An 18,043-nucleotide genomic window follows, 5' to 3' on the forward strand; every position below is an offset into this window, starting at 1 on the left:
CATCCGCGTTCGCCCGGGCTGCGCAACCCTCACCAGCTCCGCCCGGGCGAACGCTGACCGCCGCGCATTACATAAGGGGGTCAAAATTGGACGCCGATCGGGGGTCAGTTTTGGAAGCCGTTTGACAGTGAGCCATCTCTTTACTCTAATCCCGTGGATTTCCGTGATGTCAGCCATGGAGTTTGGGGCTGGCAGATCTTCTGAATCGTCTAGGAACCGGAACAGATTTCGAGCCCCGGTCATGCGCTTTACCAAGCTGTCTTCTCCCAGAGGCTCCCGCTCTAGGTAGTCGCGAAACTCGCTCGCCAGCTGTGGACGTCCCTTAAAATCTCCCGGCCACGTCCCTGTCCGATCGGCGCCCGAGCCGCCTTCGAAGAATTCCGTCAGGTCGATTTCAGCTGAGTTGCCAGACTTGGTAGTGACGACAGCCAATTGACGACGGTCAAGCATGGATGCGTTCATGGGAATATATCTTCCCCATCAAGGAAGCTGCCCCATCCACGGGCGACATCGACCATTTGATACATCGTCACAAGCCACCTGAGATAAAGCTCTGTCGTCGTTTCTGAGATATGACCCAGCTGCCGCCGCAGTGTGTCGAGCCAAAATGAGGCGCGGTTCGTGACCCAGTCCGGTTTCATCGAAGGGAGGGTGTGCCCGTATGCCGCCGCGTCTCTGGTAAGGCCTTCGAGCACATAGGTGCAGGCAAACCAATGCCGCCCGAGATGGGGGTACCATTCCTCTGGGCCGCCCGGGATTTCTAGCTTAAAGCAAAGATAGATGGTCGAACGTGTTAGGGCCGTTCCTTCGAAGCCCCGGCAGTCGGATACGAACAGCGTTCCGTGGTTCGCTAGGCGAGGGGGCACCAATCTGCTTCGCTCGCGATCTATCCAATCGCGGACCAGGGCAGCGAAGTCGAGCTTCAGTTGTATGGTTCGGGGTTTACCTCCTTTGGTCACTTTCAATGTCATATTGACGAAGCCGCGTCCGGCGCGTCGAGCGGAGTCAATGGCCGCCGCTGAGGGCCACTGTTGCACGCGAAGCGCGCATGTCTCATGTAGGCGTGCCCCAGTTTCTATGATGTAGCGACAGGCCAGCATCTTGGCCTTGCCCCGTCTTCGCTTCAGTGCTGACAGCCACGTCAGCACCTGGGGCTTTTGGGGCAGGGCTAGTATTCTCAGGCCGTGCTCGCCGATTGGCAGTCGCCCGGTTCGAGTAAGGAAAAGTTGGCCACGCTTCCGCCCAGGACCGACGAAGCGCACCAGTTTCGAATCGACTTTGAAATGCCCGCGATACCCGCAGTCAGCCAGCCACATTAAATAGAAAGTCGCTTCGTCTGCGCGCGGATTACAGGTCGATGGTTTGAGCTCCCTGCCACTAATGGACCAGCGTCCCTGCGCCATTCCATTCTGGTATTCCAAGATATCCTGGTACGTCATATTCTCGGGTTCGAGACCGAGCATCTCAGTCCAGTTAAGGAAATTGGAAAGCCGGTCGCCTATACCTTTGCAACTTGACGCCGCTTGCGGGTCACCTGAAGCACCTGACGGGCCCCTTTCGAACGTTGGCGTCCAACGGCCAGTGCTCCGATCCCTCAGATACCGGTTGGGAACCCTTCCGTAGCCTCTGACGCTATGGAACAGCGTGCAGCAGCCCGATACTGTCGCGTATCCAATCCGTTCGAGGCGTTCGGCGCTCGGCGCAAAGACGCTCCATGGCATGCTGCTACCCCCGCCCATGTGTCTTCAAGGGATGTGGGCTACAGTTCTCGACCCAACTCCGCGGCGAGTGTCGGAGGCAGTTTAGGCTGAGACAGGTGACGGGTTCCGCCATCACTGCGATGCAATTGCCCCGTTGAAAACCCACGGGACGGTGTCTTCGGTCTTTACGAGATTGGCAACGAACCTCAGCAGTGGGTACGCTAACGGGATCCGCGCTCTTGCGTTCGATGGCCAAGGCCAAGCTTCTCCAATCCCGGACAGACGCGAGCTGCAGAATAAGACGGATGCGGCGGCTCTCCTTTTCCGCAGGGGAAACTACCGAATCTCTGCGGCTCTCATGAACCAAAACAGGAAGTATCGACATCGTTACGGTCTCCAGCTGCGCGCGCTATCGGAGACGAAAGAAAGCAGGTGCGCAAGGTCTCTGCAAATTGTCTCAAAAAAATGGAAATATATGTTGACATCGTCGAATTCAACTTCTCGTACACGACGCCCGGATTGTGGTGCGATATCGAAGTATAGTAGAGATATCGAGGAAAGAGTTCTTAATGTGGGCAGATGAGTCCTTGAGGTGCTTGCAGGTCATTGAATGATATTGGGTTTTTGAGTTGTTAGAATTTGGCACCAGTTCCATGCCGCACCAGCCGTCAAGAACTCGTCGTCTCTCTCTTGCCAGCCCATTTGATGCTGTTGAGAGGTCCGCGTCGGTCACTCGCAAGGATTCAAAATACAGGCTGTGCCGAGACAAGAAGCGAAGAACGTGGTCGCGGCCACACCTTCTAGTTGATCGCTGTCCACAGATTTTCTGTTTTTCAACAGCGCGGATGAACCCGGTCAGCTCGGGCCGCCGCCGCGCGTGCCCGCGCGACAGACAACTTGTGCCGGGCAAGCGTCTAAACGAGGTCCTCGAGAAACTCTGAACCCGGCTTCACACTGGACACGAACAGCCTGTCCCGAGCCCGCGTCGCCGCCACATAGAGAAGTTGCCGCTCAGTGGCAATGACTTCATCGAGTTCAAATTCGTCGGCGACGTCCGCCACCCGAGCCGCGAGGGGTAGAACGCCCTCGTCACAGGCGACGACCAACACGGCCCGGAACTCCAGGCCCTTGGCCAAGTGCATGGTCCCGACCAGCGCCGCTGCGTCTTCGCCAGGTTTTCCGGAAGAGATCGTCCGGTACGGCAACGCTGCAGCCTCGGCGATGGCACGGGCGCGCGGAAGCTCGGCGGCCGAACGGACGAAAATAGCCATCTGATCTGCCGTCATGCCGTCGTCGAGCGCCTCGCGGATGAAGGCGGTAGCCGCCTTCCGCTCTGAAGCTTGATCATTGGCGATGACGACCGTCGGCTCCAGCCCTTCGAAGACGGATACAGTGCCCCGGCGGTCTTCCTCAAGCCCATCGATATCGCGGATCGTCTTCGGGATGAGCCGATCGGCCATCGCTCGGATCTGATGCGATGTGCGGTAGTTGACCTTCAACGTGGATGAGCGGCCGCGCACGTCGATTCCCAGTCCTTTCCAAGAAAACGGCTGCTGGAAGATCCGTTGGCCGATGTCGCCGGCAAAGAAGAGCGCGTCAGGCCTGTCGGGCGCGACACCCGCGAGGAAGCGTAGTTCAGGCACGCCGAGATCCTGTGCCTCGTCGACGACAATGTGGGTGAAGGGTTTTTCGGTTCTTTCGGAATAGGTCTCGGTCACTGCGGCGAACAGCGAAGCTGGCGTGAACAGCGCCTGCTGCCTGAGGGCATCGTGGACGTGCAAGAAGACCTGCCACAGCACCTCGCGTTGCCTCTGACCCAGGCGGTTCTTGCGACCCATGCGCGGCACCTCGGCGTAGGCATCGGCGCTGCCGATCCGCCAGGCGTCGATCACGTTCTCCCATTCGGAGATCAGGAATCTCTGGGAGAAGTCTCGCGCTCCCGCATCGTCCGCCGCTTTCTCGATCATCCCGCGTACTGTATCGCGCTTCGCAATATGCGCCTTGCGTCCGGTCGTGAGTGCATACAATTCTTCTGCAATCCTGCGGAAGGAGGCGACGGTCACGCGATCCTCAATTTCGGCGCGGCCGCCTGAGAGCATCGGCAGCTTACGCTGGAGCGCAGCTGCTAGCGGATCGGAAAAGGTGGTGAGGAGCACGCGGGCATCTGGATGTAGGCGAAGAATCCGCATTACCCGATGAAGCGCGACGACCGTCTTGCCTGTCCCGGCCGATCCGGCGACGCGCGCTGGGCCGGAATAGTCGCGGTCGACGACGCCGCGTTGGAGAGGGTGCAAGAAAACCGCCCACTTCTCGAACGGCGCGTCGAGGGCAGCTTGCAGTTCCTCAAGCCCTTCGAGAACGCGGAAGCGGCGCATCGTATCCGGATGCGCCATCGGGTCTTCGACGGACGCCACCGCGGATTTCAGGATTCCAGTCGCGGCATATTCAAGCAGTGCCTCAGCTGCCTCCTGAGGCAGGCGAGCAGCAAGCGTGAAGAAGGAATCTTCGGTCGCCTCGGCAACGTCGGAAAGCCAGTCCGTGGGAACGCCGACGGAGAGCAGATCGCCCTGCGCCAGTTTCGCGAAGATCGGTGCGGCGGATACAGGGGTTTCTTCTTCTATAGGGGCGACACGGAAGGGCAGATCGGCCTGTTTGAACGCGGTCGTTGCGGGCAGCGCCATCTCCTTGACCAGTGCCCGCACCTCGACGATCTGCATTGCACCAGTTGTCGGGTGTGCCTCGATGCGCCGCCGTTCCGCCCAGGAATATGCGTCATCGTGATGGCCGACATAGGCGAGCATCAGGCTTCCGCCCGCCTTGTGCACGATGATGCGGATGTCGCGGGAAACCCGCACCGACCAGAAATTCGGGTCCTTCGACTTGTCGATGCGATGGAATTGCAGGCCGGGCTGATCGGGATTCGCCTGCAGGTCGAACGCAGTCAATTTCGCCTGCTTCTGCTCGTCATTGGCGAGTTTTGCGAGGGATGCGGTAAAGCTGTCGGCGAGGATGGTGGTCATCTATGCCTTCGTACTCGCGGGGGAACTCTGTCAGCATCGATTCCCTCATCGCCGATACCGACCTTGCAGAACTGAATGCCTTCCCTCTCACAAACCATCTCGAGAGTGTCGAACAGAGCCTCATTCATTCGATGGCCGGCAATGACTCGCCTGACGGCGATATCGTTGTAGTACGTCTGGTTAGACAAAATTCGTATCTCTTCTTCGTAGGACCATTCCTGATATTTCGAGAACAGAATAGTTCTAGCGGCTTCGTCCTCCGTAAGAACTTGGTCCATATCCAAAAACGCAAAAACGCCCCTGTAATCTAGTCGTCTGACATTTGGATCATTGTTAGGGAGCTCTACTTCTATGACCAGACCATCAAAGCCGTTAGCATAGTGAGCCCACAGAAGGTGAGACTGAAAACTCGCCGAGAGAGAGCAGACCCTGTAAATGGACTTAGCGTCGCCGATCCCCTTGATGCGCTCTTGTATACTCGGGACCTGGCCCGTGGTCGAATACATGAATAGACCTTCCATCGGGTCATTCATTGACCGCCAGTCGCCGCAATAAAGTCGGCGCCTTAGAATGATGTCCAAGGCAAACTCAATTTTTGCCGCAGAGCGAAACTTGAAAGCTCTCACACCCCGAAAACCTTAAGCACTTCGTCGCCAAAATGGTTGATGACCTTTACCGCAATCCTCCCCGTGCTCGGTCTCGGGAACGGTCGTGAGGTGTCGGAATAGAGCGTCTCCCAAGCTTCCTCGTCAATCTCGGCCTTCAGTGCGGTCTTCAGCGATTTGTAGGGATCGTTGGCGCCGAGGAAATAGGCGTGGCGGACGAAGAAGCTCTCTTCGTTGTAGTCGGTGTCGATGAACCAGGCGGCGATGCCCTTCACGTCGTCGGAGCGGATTTCGCCCGTCGAGGGATCGAATATGTCGATGCCGTTGACCTTCACCTGCAATTCGCCTTGTGCTGTCTCGATCAGGTCGACGTCCGGCTCGCCGAATACGACGAAGAGGTTGCCCTTGCCTGTGTTCTTCAGGTCGTCAGCCATGTGGAGATCAGGGTTCATGCGCGCCTTCAGGATCGGCAAGGGGCCGAGCCGGTTCAGGTCGCTCACCTGGGCCTCGAAATTGAAGGCGCAGGCGATCAATGCGTCAAAGCGGGCCTCGGAGGCCTCCCTGGCGGCAGCAGTGATCTGGCTCCGGGTCAGAGTTCCGAACTCAGGACCGATCAGGATTCCCGCGCGCTTTTCGCGCCCGTCACCATCGGTGTAGCGGCCTTCAGCGGCCAGCCAGTTGCCAGGCCTTGGCTCGACCGAGTTGAAACGGATCGTGTCGCGTTTTTCCTGTTGGTGGACTCCGGCGGTACGCAGATGATCGAGCACCATCTGGCCGAAATCGATCTCCGGAACGTTTTTCGGGTCGGGCTGCATGCCGCCTTCGCCAGCCTTGATCTCGCTGCCTAGGGTGTCATCGCGCGCGGTAACGACGCGGTGTGGCGACAGACTTTCGACCGTGAACGGCCCGGCAACGCGCACGCGCGACTTGTCCTCGTAGGGGCGATCGAAAAGCATCTCGACGTCGGCGGCCCTGGCAATCGAGGCGTCGATCTCCTTCTGCCGCGCGATGCGGCCTTCCCACCAACCCTTGTGCAACTCGCGGACGCGGGCGCTGACCAGCCCGGCCTTTGCGGCGCCCTCCTTTGTCTCCAGCCACCGGTCGAGGTCGCGCGGGATTTCCCACTCCTCGAATCCCGTCGTCAGCTTCTCGTTCAGTTCCGTCCGCAGAGGCTCCGCCACCGCCTGCCACCTTTCCCGGATCACGTCGATCTCGGCATTGTTGGCGATGGATCTCAGCGTAACATGCGGTGCGCGCTCGTAGACAAATCCTTGACGGATATCGCCACTGGTCGGTAGATGCGGCTGGATTTTTCCGGAGACCTTCTGCTCTTGTGCGCGGCCATCCGTGCTGTCGGCGAGCAGGTAATAGGGATAGCGAGCCGACATCAGGCGCGTGCGGGCGAGCGCCAACGCCACGCGCGAAGTGTCGATGGTGATCCAGCGCCGGCCCCACTGCTCGGCGACCGTTGCCGTGGTGCCGGAACCGCAGGTCGGGTCGAGCACTAGATCGCCGGGGTCGGTGGTCATTAAAATGCAGCGTTGGACAGTATTCGCTGAAGTTTGCACGACATAAGTCTTGTCCTCTGATCGGCTCGAAAATTTTACGTCCCGCCAAATATTGTTTACTGGCACGACCGGGAAATCCTCAATGAAACGAACATAGCTCAAGCTGGTGCCACGCGCCTCGACACGTCGCGCAGCTACGAGCCGTGCCATTCCTTGTTCATTCGTCTTCCACCGATTCTGAAGGCTTGGACGAAAATTCTGGCCATCCACAAGAACGTCGAACCAGGATGCTGCACCTTCGCCCTTTTGTCGTCCCATGCTTTGACTGGTCAGGTTGTCTTGACGATAGACACGAGCAGCTTCGGGAATTTTGGAGCGGTCGACAGATTCGAGCGCACTCATTCGTCGCCTAAGCAAGTTCGGCTCTTCAACGCGACTGTACTCAGCGAACCCAGCAAGATCAGAGTTCTTTTCCAGCCACATGGGGCGATACTTTGCTGCCCTCCTGTTTTTGGCGCTCCAGAGGATGTAGTCGGCTACTGGTGAGATGTAATCTTGGGTTTGGCCGCTCGTTTTCTCGACAGTAACTTGCGCGATAAAATTTTCATCCCCAAATACCTCGCCTATTAGTGTACGCACATGATGAACGTTCTCGTCGCCGATCTGGACGAACACCGAGCCGCTTTCCGCCAGCAACTCGCGCGCAACCATCAACCGGTCACGCAGGTAAGTGAGGTATGAGTGGATGCCGTCCTTCCAGGTGTCGCGGAAGGCCTTGACCTGTTCCGGCTCGCGGGAGACGTCGGTTGCCTTGCCGTCCTTGACATCACGCGAGAGCGTCGAGACCTGCCAGTTGGAATTGAATTTGATGCCGTAGGGCGGGTCGAAATAAATGCATTGCACCTTGCCGCGCATCGCCTCGCGCTCGGCTAGGCTCGCCATCACCTGCAAAGAGTCACCTAGGACAAAACGGTTCGTCCAGTGCTGCGGATGCTGGTAGAACTCGGCCCGCGCTTCCGGGTCGGTGATGCCGTTGAAGTCGGAAAAGAAGCTCGGCTCGTCAGTCTTTTCTTCACGCGCCTTGTCGGACCTGCGCCTCAGATCGTCGATGAGGTGCCTCGGGTGGATCGCTTCCTGACGATAGATCGGTGGCGCATTGACGACGAGGTCGGACCAGTCCTGCGAATCCTTGCCTTTCCAGACGAGTTGGGCGTTGCCGATCTCGATATCGCCGGTCTCGGCGAGCTTGCGCATCTGATCCCTGGTGATCCTGATCCTCACACCGTTCCAGACGATCTGCGGGTCGAGATCACCATCGCGTTCGCGCTTCTCGCCATTCGCCAGCGGCCTCGGCCGGGGCAAGCTTATAGAGTGCTCACCCTCACCAAGGATTTCCTGCTGCTGCTCGAACAGCGAGGCCATCTCGGCAGTCGGGTTGTTGATGCGCCTGGCAGCGTCATGGGTCAGCGCATCGATGTTTTTCTGTGTCGGCGTCTTGGCCATTGAGCAGTCCAATCGAGTCGTCAGAGAAATTTCTTTATGAGGAAGTGGTAGACCGCAACGATCTCATCGTCGCGTTCGCGCTCAATGCCCTTGATGGTGAAGTCGGAGACCTTGCCGACAGTGGTGCCGCTGCCCTTGCTTGAGCCATTCCTGACCACGCCATCCTTGACGTTACCGACGGCTGTGCCCGCTCCGATCGAGGAACCATTGCGGATAACTCCGTCCTTTACGTTGCCTAGCGCTGTGCCTGAACCGGAAGAGGAGCCATTGCGGACTATCCCATTCTTGAGGTTACCCAATGCCGTCCCGGAACCGATAGAAGATCCGTCGCGGATTACACCGTCCTTGAAATTAGCCACTGCATCCCCCCTTTGCTTCGCTCGACTGTTTAGACAGCCAGCTCAATCAACACGCGTTCGAAAACGTTGCTTCCGTGGTGAGCCAGTCGGTCATAGCGGGCCAGTTGTCGGCCGCGAAGCAGTTGACCTGCCATTCCGACATGAACGGAAACTCCGTCGAACTGACCGCCGGATCGAGCTTCAGGATCTCGCAAAGGCGAGCGGCATGCCGCTGCAATCGCTCCACGACATCAATCGCGCCGAGTTTCTCGTTGCGGCCGAAGAAAAGACCGCAGCGGTCATTGTCCGGCGCGACATACATGGTGACTACGAGACTTAGCGAAGGCAGTGCGCGCTGCCAGTAGAACTTCGACTTTGCAGCCCGCCTGGTCCGTTCCTCCGGGTGCCGTTCCTCCAGCACCCTGCAGAACCAGTCGTCTTCAAATTCGGCAGCAGTGCGGGGGCCGATGTCGAAAATGGCGTTCATGCTGAGGTCATTTCATCTGGAGAGGGGGCGGCCGTGTCGGTCAGGAAGAGATAGCGTTTGCTGAGATAGCTCGCCCAGGGATCGTCCGCGGACCCATCGGCTATCAGCGGGCTGAATAGCTTGTCGGTCGAGCGGCTGATGAAGTCTTCGGGGTCGGCCAGCAAGGCGCGGTAGACCGTGAAGGCATTGTCGCCGAGCGACCGCAGTGCGGGCGAGGTGATACGAGCGAGTCGCCGATTGCCGGCCGGCGCAATATGCAGCACGCGAACGCGATCCGTGCCGTCTTCCTTCGATGCCTGCATACGCGACGCTAGCATTTGCTGACGAGTGAGCTGGTAGAACGGTTCCCAGAACAGGTCGGGAAGTTTCAGGTCGGCATTGCTGCGCAACGGGCCGAACGGCGCGAAGGCAATGTTCTGGTAGCGGCGAAGGCGTTCCGGTTGGCGCTTCGGTTCGGGTGGAGCGCCGTAGGATTCAGTGTACTTCCACTCGATCAGCAAGGTCTCGGCACGACCTGCCTGCCGGAAGCGTAAAATGGCATCAGCGCTTGTGACATTGGCGCCGCGTTTTGGCGATCCAGTTCGAGGCCATTCGTTGAGGTAATCCCTGCGGCCGATCCATTCAAAGCCGACGAACCAGGGTTCACCGTCCGGCCCTTTCTCGACCTCCAGCATTTCCGGCAGATCGCCACCAAGCGTGCTCTGGACGAGACGCGCCAACATCTCCGGACGCGTCGCGAGAGGCATCAGGAAATTCAGGCAGCTAACCTGTGACGAGAGGCCATGAGCGGCATGTTGATGCCAGGCGATGGCGTAGTCGGAGAAATAGCGGGCGGCGATGTTGCGGATTCCGGGATTGAGGTTCGAAAGGCGGTTCTCAGGAGCAAGGCGATAGGCACTGCCCCCGAACCCTCCTTCGCTCGGAAGATATGCTTCGAAGAAAGCCGATTGACGTGCGCGTTCCTGTGCCACGAAATGGGGCTCGCGTGGGCCGGTCATGCTTCGGTCCCACCCAGAGTTCCGAGCAGGGCCTTTTCATAGCGCTGCGAGGTGTCCCACAGGAAATCGGCCGCGGCGTCCCAATTGCCTTCGTCGTTCATGTCGAGATCAAGCCTGCTCGAAAAGAACCTGTCGCTCTCGCCCGGGCTTTTTAACGGAGCGCCCAGTGCTGGAAGCAGCTCGTCCTGCCAGTGTGTCAGGCGCTCGCGTAGCTTCGACGCTTTCCCGCCTTCCATCGTCCGGACGAAGACGCGGACAAAGTGGATGCCGGTGGTGATACTGATCGCCAGACCCAGTTCCGGCATGGCATGCCAGCGCGCGCCGACCGGCTGTGCCTTCCCATACAGCATCTCACCCTTGTGACGGCCGAACATATGCAGCCAGAAGCGCTTGATCACGTCTGTCTTGAGGTCATTGTAGATCATCGCACGTTCACTCCGCCGCGATAGTCATCTCAGCTTCGACGCCGTCGTCGTCGCGCTCGTCGTCCTCGCCTTCCTCGGAGACCTCGCCGCGATAAGCATCCTTGCCCATCGCCTGCCCGATCAGCGCCAGCAGCCGCGCCTGTCGGTCGGCCATAAAGGCCTGGAACGCGTCCGTGCGCAGGAGGCCGGAGTCAATCAGGTGCGAACTCAGGCTTGCATTGAGCCTTTCGCGCTCGATCGCCGGGCGCTCCGGTGGTGCGCCTTGCTCCAACCGCGCCAGATAGACGGAAGGCGCATCGCCTCCGATCGTTCGGTTCGTGCGATAGGCGAGCGGAGTCTTGTTGATGATGGAATCGTAGATGTCCGGCTTGATCCCGTTAGCGCGGCACCAGGCCTGCGGGAAGATGTGATGGATATCGACATTCTCGCCGAAGAACACGGTGTGGTCGAATGGCTGCCCGGAACGGAAATCCCTCGCTCCCTCCTTCATCAGCAGCGCGTTGACCCCCTTGTAGGCAGCTGAGAGGCGCATTCGCATCGTCTTCAGTCGATCAGCGCGGAAGATGGTCTCGCTGACGGTCGATGGGGGCGGACCTCCCCGAATCCAAGACGGCACTTCCATGAAGTCCCGAGCGATGCGGGTATCGACCGCGGAACCGTAGAGCTCGCCGAAAACGCCGTTCCAGTACCATTGCACGAGCTTCGCCCGGGCTGTTTCGTTTTCCCAAGCGTCACCAATGTCGGCGAGGATCGCCGCGAGTGGAATGATCTGCGATTGATAGGGCAGGTCGAAGATCCTGTAGATATGCAGCGTGCGCAGGAACTTGGCGGCCGTCAGGAAGCCGCGCTCTGCCTGTGTCTGATACTTCTTATAGGCGTCAAGCGGCAGGCTCAGGAGCGCCTGGCGGTTACCCGTGACCTGCGAGAGCTCCTTTCCCTGCTTGCCCTCGGCTTCCGCCTGCCTGCGCTTATCACGCGTATGGAACAACGAGACAACTTGGAGGAAATCGGTATTTCCGACCTCGGCAAGGATTCCTTTCTCCGCGTCGGCAAGCTTCAGCGCCCACACGAAGCGGCCATGACGCCCCCCATCGTTTTTGCCGTCGCCATACCAGTCCTTGCGCAGCTCGTGTCCGTCGGCCGCGTACATGGCGGTGACAAGTTCGAAGGCGTCGAGTGGCTTGCCGCCGGTGTTCACCTTCTCGAACACGACGCAGACCGCTTCCTTCGACGTTGATCGGTCGAGCGCGATGACGGGCACCTGGTAGGTCTTGAAACTCTCTAGCACTTCCTTCTTGAAGGCCCTGAAAAGTGCGCGTTTATCTTCGTCTTTCCAATATTCGTTGTAGCCGTCCTGCCAGTCATCCCAATCGAATATCTGTGAGACGGGATAGTGCAGGTTCTCGAACTCGCGTTCGGGTGACGAGAGGTCAAGAACTACCTCGCGGCCAAAATTCTCGCGAACCAGCTTGTCCTCGGGGACGCCGATGATGGCGTCCTCGCGATCCGTTACGCCGTCCAGCGCCTTTAGTATGTCTATATAGAACCAGCGCTTCACCTTCTTCTTTTTTGGCGTGATGGTTTCGACCACTGCACCGCGAAGCGAAACCTGAAAGAGCGAGGTCATGCGCTGTTGCCCGTCAAGAAGCAGCGCCCGTGGGGTAACGGTCCTCGCTGCCTCCGGCGCACCCTCGATCGGTCGTGGCTTGAAGTCGACGTTGCCGCCGGTTTCGAGCGTCATCAACGCTCCGACCGGGAAGGCACGCGAAACGGACGCGATCAGGCTCTTGATCCGGTCCTCATCCCAAACCCAGCTGCGCTGGAAGTCCGGAAGCTGGAGAACCCCGGAACCGCAGTCCTTGAGCAACTCATGCAGGTAATAAGGATTGGTCTTGAATGCGGCCCCCGCCATGATCTACGCGATCTCCTTTTGCTGATTCCTGTTTGTGCTGGAGGCGATGAGGCTGTCCATCAGCTTTCCGTATTCTTCCTGGGTCGCGAACGCATCGCGGAATTCGGCGAAAGCCCATCGTCCAAAATTCTTCAGATTGTTCACTCCCGGCACCCAGAGATTTTCCATGGTCTGTGCCTTGAGCCGCGCATCCAGACCGCGAAACCCCTTGATTTCGACGACGAGGTTGAGCGGGTCGTCGGCACTTCGCCCGTCATCGATCTGGACGATGAAGTCCGGCAGATAGCGGCGCGTGACGGAGCCGTTTAGATAGGGAATTTCGAAGCCCAGTGCCTGGTTCTTGACGTAGGAGAGGGTTGAAGGGTGACCCTCGACGACGCGGGCGAACTCCGCCTCCCAGTCAGAGTCGCAGACGACGTAGTTGATGTGGCTCTTCAAGGGTGAAGTCGTCCACAGATTCGTCTTGGTGGTATTGAAGGCAACGTGATTGGTCGAGCCGTGTGGATTGTATGGGTCGAGCATCGCCTTTACGACCGGCGCACCGTCGGCGCTCGCTTCGCGTACGATGCCCGCATAGATGAGGCTTGCGGCTTTTTCGGCGATCTCGGCATAGGTGAGCATGCCAATCTTGGTGCCGCCGGAAGTCTTCAGATGGTTTTGAATCCAGCGCCGGGTGATCGGCTGGACGAGATTGAACAGATGGTAGGGCGGGTCCTGGTCGCCGTCGCGAAAGTACCGTTCCACCAGCCGCTTGGTCAGATGCATCCCCACTTCGCTCGGCCGCATGTCATCAAGCGCATCCGGCGAGATGTCGTGGCCTTCGCCAACGAGTCCTTCAAGGCGGGTCTCGCAGGGGCCGACCAACTCCGGCGTCAACGTCAACGTGGAGTCTGGTGTAAACGTTGCAGAGATGCGATCCGGCGGCAGCTCGGTTCGGTAACCCGCGACGCGGGGAAAGCGGATGCCGAGGCGCTCGCGCTCCCGAACCGCGGCGACGCGCGTAACGGGCTTGGGCGGGTTCTTGGTGACCTTCTGCGGTTCCGTGGCGAAGTCGAAGGGAATGCCCAGGATGTCGGCATATTCGGTATCGAACAGTCGGCTTCCAGCGGGGTCGGTATTGTCGCCGAGGTCGTACGATTGGCGCCTTAGCCCGCGGCCGATCACCTGCTCACACAGAAGCTGGGTTCCGAAGGCGCGAACGCCGAGAATGTGCGTGACGGTATTGGCGTCCCAGCCCTCGGTCAGCATGGAGACGGAAACGACACAGCGAATTTGCTCGCCGAGGCGACCTTTCTGGCCGACCGTGTTCATCACCTCGCGCAGAAGCTCGCTGTCGGAGATGTTTTCGGCCGCCGCTCCTTCGCGCTCCTGTTTCTCGCGGCGGAATTGCTCGATCTCACCCGCAGCCATTTCGCGGAAACCGGGGTCCAGCGCCTCGCCGGACTCGATCTGTTGGGAATCGATCAGCAGCGTGTTCATGCGAGGCAGCGGCTCGCCGGTGTTCTTGTCGTAATTGCCGAACAACTCGAGATGCCCATGATGGATAGTCTGCATCTGGCCCTCGCGCTCGCGCTGCCATCCGGAGACCCATTCATAGACCAGCTTCGAACTGGCCGTGTTGTTGCAGACGACGATGAAAACCGGCGGTACTGGAATGGGCACGCGCTGCCATTCGTCGTATTCGGTCTTGTAGTGGCTGTAGAGGGAGATCAGCGCGGTCTGGAGCTGGGCGGGGATCGAAAGCGGGTTGAGTTCGCCGGACTTGCCCGCTCCCTTTTTCGGCATCGCCTTGCCGATGTGGTCCCACAAATTGCGATAGACTGGCGACTCGGCGTTGACTGAGTTGTCCGAGACCGGCACGCGCGGCAGTTTGACGATGCCGCATTCAATCGCGTCGACGAGGCTGAAGTCCGACACCACCCACGGAAACAATGTGCCCTCCTCGTAGCCCGAGCCGCGCAGGAAGAAGGGCGTGGCGGATAGATCATAGACGGCGCGCAGACCGACCTTGCGTTTCAGCGCCTCCAGCCCGGAAATCCAAAGCCGCGCGGCCTCGTTGTTCTTCTTTGCCTCTTCTTTGTCTTCGCCCTTCGCCTCTAACTCCTCGTCCGTGCCCGGCCGCTCGCGGTAGCAATGGTGCGCCTCGTCGTTGATGACGACGATGTTCTTCAGGTGAAGGAGCTCACCGCAAGCGCGGGCGAGCATTTCGCCTTCGCTTTCCTGCTTCTCGATCGGCTGGCCTGTGCGCCCCTGCATCAGCCGTTCGCCGACAGGATTGAGGTCGTGCGCCTTGCGGCGCTGAAAGGCATGATAGTTGGTGATGACGATCTTGGCCTTGCCGAGGTCGGTCATCAGCTCGGCCGGAACCAGCTCGCGCGTGCGGTAGTAATTATCGGTGTCCGAAGGATTCAGCACCCGCAGCCGATCCTTGATGGTAATGCCTGGCGCGACGAGTAGAAACCCTCGCGAGAAGAGCGACGAGTTCGGCTGCCGCGCTGCGTTGATCGACTGCCAGGCGATCAGCATGGCCATCACAGTCGTCTTGCCGGCGCCTGTTGCAAGCTTCAGGGCAAGGCGGAAGAGTTCCGGGTTTGCATCACGATTGGCCTCCTGCAGGTGGCGAAAGATATGCGCGTACTGCTTTCGCCCACGCGCCACCTCGGCCAGCCAGATCGCCGTCTCGACCGCTTCGATCTGACAGAAGAACGGCTGCTGGTTGGAGAACTCGTGATGCCGCCAATGCTGCAGCAGACGCTGTGTCACCGGCGTCACGCCCCAGTCGTTGGGATTCGGAAGCGCGCGCCAGGATTCGGTGTGGCCTCGGATCTCGTTGATGATTGGAGTCGGGTTGTAGCCGCTTTCGCTGGTTTCCTCGGCATCGAAGCCGAGCGAGGTCTGGCCTCGCGCCGAACCCGGCTTCGAGCGCCGTGCCTTGGGCACCGGCGTCACATATTTCGAGCGTCTCCGCCCTTCGATCGGCGGATGTTCCAGCGGCTGACCGTCGTCGCCCAGCGCGTGATGCCGCGTGGGTGGCAAGTACGGAGAATTAAGGATCGGCTCCGCGTAAAAAGGTTTTGTCATGGCCGCCCCCCAGAGCGAATCTTGCGTATCTTGTACGGGATGAAATTCGTTTATCAACCTTGAGGTGGTGGTTATTCCGATATGTCGTTTGCCAAATGGGCAAATGGGTGGAGGGCAGCCGATTGACCAAGGCAGTGAAAATCCTTTGCTGACCCTCACGAATTACCGAATTGGCGAAAAAGAGACGTTCCAATGAGCCAGTGAATTGCAGCCCAGAAAGCCAGGGGGCCAGGGTCTTGCACTACGCGATCAAATTTCGTGTCTCCACTCCCAGCACGGCAAGGTAAGCTAGAACTTCTAAAGAGAGGGGTGTATTGACAGGCGAAGGGCTCGGGGATTCAAATGTCTATTTTCGCATCGAAGCTGCTGTGGAACGGCGCCGTCCGCTTTGTCTTTTTTTGGGCCATTGTTGCGGCTGTATTATGGAAGCTTGCCTCCACATTCGCCTGGTTAGATGTTGATCTGATTTGGGCGACCCTCATAGAAGTGGGAAACAGAGACCTGAAAGGCGTGAGCACTCAAGGTTTCGCGTTCGCCATAGCTAGCAGTTTGGTGGCGTTCGCAGCGGCCTTGGCTATCGCTTTCACTGTCATGCACACGATTTTGATTTCGCTTTCTATCTCCGGCATAAGGCGCCGCGTGCAGAAAACGAAGGATATGGTCGACTTCGCCAAGGCCTATCCCTCAATGCAAAAGCGGCTGGAACTGCACCCGTTATTGGGTCACGCCTGGAAAGAGTTCGACGAGACGCTTGTTCCGCCAAAGGAAGAGGGTGGCGTCTATCGCAACACCGTACGTCCACAAGCCTTCGTCAACATGTCGGTCGCGCGAGAACATCTGCTCGGGTTGAAGCTCGTCGGCAGCATCCCCGGGTATTTTGTCGGCATAGGCTTGCTGTTGACTTTTGTGGGTTTGGTGCTTGCACTCAACAAAGCTGCAACTGCCGTCAACAGCGTGGATGCAGAAGGCATGCAGGTTGCGACGCGCGAGTTGCTCCAGGTCGCAACATTCAAATTTTCAACTTCGATCGCGGGTCTCGGCGCGTCGATTTTCTTGTCCTTCTGGTTCAAGCTCAATCTTTCAGTCATCGAATCGGTTTTCGACAAATTCTGCAAAGCGGTGGAGCGAAAACTTCGTTACACTGCGCCTCAGGCCATTACAGCCGAGATGAACGAAACGCTGGCGGGCCAACTCACGGAATTGAAACAGATTAATTCCGCTGACTTCTTCGCTCGCATGGGCGAAAACCTCTCGCCGCAGATCCAGACTGCCTTTGCGAGCGCCATGGCGCCTGTGACGGCAAGCATCGATCAGGCTGTTGGAAAGCTTTCCACTAATAGCCAATCTGGCGTCGCAGAACTTGTTACTCGGTTCAGCGAGAGCGTGCAGGGGGGCGCCGGAACTGAACTGCGCGAATTGGCTTCCACACTCCAGTCGATGCAAGGCACGCTGGTCGAGGCGCAGCGCGGAATCCACGGCAGCGGCGCCGATTTCGGCCGAAGACTGTCGGAGGCAGCTGAGAACCTCAATCGGCTCGTCTCGGATGCCGGTGACAAGCTCGGTTCAAGTTCCGAACAGAGCCGTGTCGCAATGGTCGAGGTCGTTGCTGCGCTGCGAGAAACGATGGAGCAGGCGAACCGCAAGGTAGACGAGAGCCTTGGCCAAGCGGCATCCGGCGCATCGGCGCGGCTCGAAGAAGCAATGGGGAGAGTATTCGAACGACTGGAAGCACAGGTATCGACGTTCAACAACGGGCTCGGTGGCTTCCAGGATGGCTTGTCGAAACAGCTCGAGGAAACGCGCGAGCGCGTCGCGGCGGCTCAGGCAGGTGCAGCTGAAGCTATTGGCGGTGCATCTGCAGAAGCTGCCAAGGCGTTGCGCGATGGGCTTGGAGGAGCCCTTGCCACCATCCGCGAAGAGATCGAGCGCTTCGCTGCGGCAATGCGTGGAACCGAAACCACGCTTGTCGCTCAGGGCAATGCAATGCGGGAGACGACCGACCAATCTCGCGCCGTAGCCGACGCTTTCCAGCGTACCGCCCAGGATGTTCGCACGGCTTCCGCACCGCTGCTCCAGTCCGGCGAGCGTATCGCGGGCGCGACCGACAAAATGGCAGAGGCGGTTACCTCCTCGGTAGCTACTCTGCAGGCGGGCCAGACCGCATCGCGCTCGTTGGCTGATGCACTAACGCAGCACCACAACCATCTGGCGACAGCTTGGTCGTCCTACGCGGAGCGCTTCGAAGGCGTAGACAAGAGTCTTGCCAGTGCAGTCGAAGGCTTGGCCAAGGCAGCCCAGGACCAAGGTGAAGTCATTGCGCAGCGGGTGCAGCAAATCGACGCCGGCTTCGCGAGCGCCATCGACAAGCTAAACCCGCTCTTAACAGACATGAACGACAACACCACTGCGTTGAGCGAGGAAGTTGATCGACTGCGGATGGCGTTGCTGCCGCAGGCCGCGGAATAG

At 59.1% G+C, this 18,043-nt stretch carries 11 protein-coding genes and 1 pseudogene; 1 reads left to right on the forward strand and 11 read right to left on the reverse strand.

Annotation, left to right across the window (positions count from 1 at the left end; all coding sequences use genetic code 11):
• From CKW40_RS44425 to CKW40_RS37590, 11 genes and pseudogenes are all read right to left on the reverse strand, one after another.
• A pseudogene (locus CKW40_RS44425) lies at positions 1-462 on the reverse strand (hypothetical protein); the annotation flags it as partial.
• Positions 459-1,463 carry a site-specific integrase gene (locus tag CKW40_RS37550; RefSeq protein WP_179298255.1) on the reverse strand — a complete coding sequence of 335 codons (1,005 nt, stop codon included), beginning with the start codon at positions 1,461-1,463 and terminating at the stop codon, positions 459-461. The pseudogene CKW40_RS44425 and the gene CKW40_RS37550, both read right to left, overlap by 4 nt.
• 1,151 nt (positions 1,464-2,614) lie before the next feature.
• Entirely contained in the window at positions 2,615-4,720 is a 2,106-nt protein-coding gene (locus CKW40_RS37555) for a 3'-5' exonuclease (RefSeq protein ID WP_095204712.1), read from the reverse strand.
• Positions 4,717-5,226 carry a hypothetical protein gene (locus tag CKW40_RS37560; protein WP_198421182.1) on the reverse strand — a complete coding sequence of 170 codons (510 nt, stop codon included), beginning with the start codon at positions 5,224-5,226 and terminating at the stop codon, positions 4,717-4,719. The genes CKW40_RS37555 and CKW40_RS37560 overlap by 4 nt, the downstream gene beginning before the upstream one ends.
• Before the next feature lie 116 nt (positions 5,227-5,342).
• Positions 5,343-8,336 carry a site-specific DNA-methyltransferase gene (locus CKW40_RS37565; protein ID WP_095204714.1) on the reverse strand — a complete coding sequence of 998 codons (2,994 nt, stop codon included), beginning with the start codon at positions 8,334-8,336 and terminating at the stop codon, positions 5,343-5,345.
• A gap of 20 nt (positions 8,337-8,356) precedes the next feature.
• Entirely contained in the window at positions 8,357-8,695 is a 339-nt protein-coding gene (locus CKW40_RS43360; protein WP_143748456.1) for a hypothetical protein, read from the reverse strand.
• 46 nt (positions 8,696-8,741) lie between these two features.
• A complete protein-coding gene (locus CKW40_RS37570) occupies positions 8,742-9,161 on the reverse strand; it encodes a hypothetical protein (RefSeq protein ID WP_095204715.1) in 420 nt (139 codons plus the stop codon).
• Positions 9,158-10,159, reverse strand: a complete 1,002-nt coding sequence (locus CKW40_RS37575) for a PGN_0703 family putative restriction endonuclease (RefSeq protein ID WP_095204716.1) — start codon at positions 10,157-10,159, stop codon at positions 9,158-9,160. Before CKW40_RS37575 ends, CKW40_RS37570 begins: the two co-directional genes overlap by 4 nt.
• On the reverse strand, positions 10,156-10,584 hold the full coding sequence (locus tag CKW40_RS37580; RefSeq protein WP_095204717.1) for a hypothetical protein: 429 nt from the start codon (positions 10,582-10,584) through the stop codon (positions 10,156-10,158). Before CKW40_RS37580 ends, CKW40_RS37575 begins: the two co-directional genes overlap by 4 nt.
• A gap of 7 nt (positions 10,585-10,591) precedes the next feature.
• Complete coding sequence (locus tag CKW40_RS37585; RefSeq protein ID WP_179298256.1) at positions 10,592-12,496, reverse strand: GmrSD restriction endonuclease domain-containing protein; 1,905 nt, start codon at positions 12,494-12,496, stop codon at positions 10,592-10,594.
• A 3-nt stretch (positions 12,497-12,499) separates the two neighbouring features.
• Positions 12,500-15,577 carry a BPTD_3080 family restriction endonuclease gene (locus CKW40_RS37590; protein WP_095204719.1) on the reverse strand — a complete coding sequence of 1,026 codons (3,078 nt, stop codon included), beginning with the start codon at positions 15,575-15,577 and terminating at the stop codon, positions 12,500-12,502.
• Between the two features lie 342 nt (positions 15,578-15,919).
• Here CKW40_RS37590 and zorA point away from each other — a divergent pair, with 342 nt between their 5' ends.
• Positions 15,920-18,043: an anti-phage ZorAB system protein ZorA gene (gene zorA, locus CKW40_RS37595; RefSeq protein WP_095204720.1), complete on the forward strand. Its 2,124-nt coding sequence runs from the start codon at positions 15,920-15,922 to the stop codon at positions 18,041-18,043.

It is taken from the genome of Mesorhizobium carmichaelinearum, assembly GCF_900199455.1.
Taxonomy (GTDB): Bacteria; Pseudomonadota; Alphaproteobacteria; order Rhizobiales; family Rhizobiaceae; genus Mesorhizobium; species Mesorhizobium carmichaelinearum.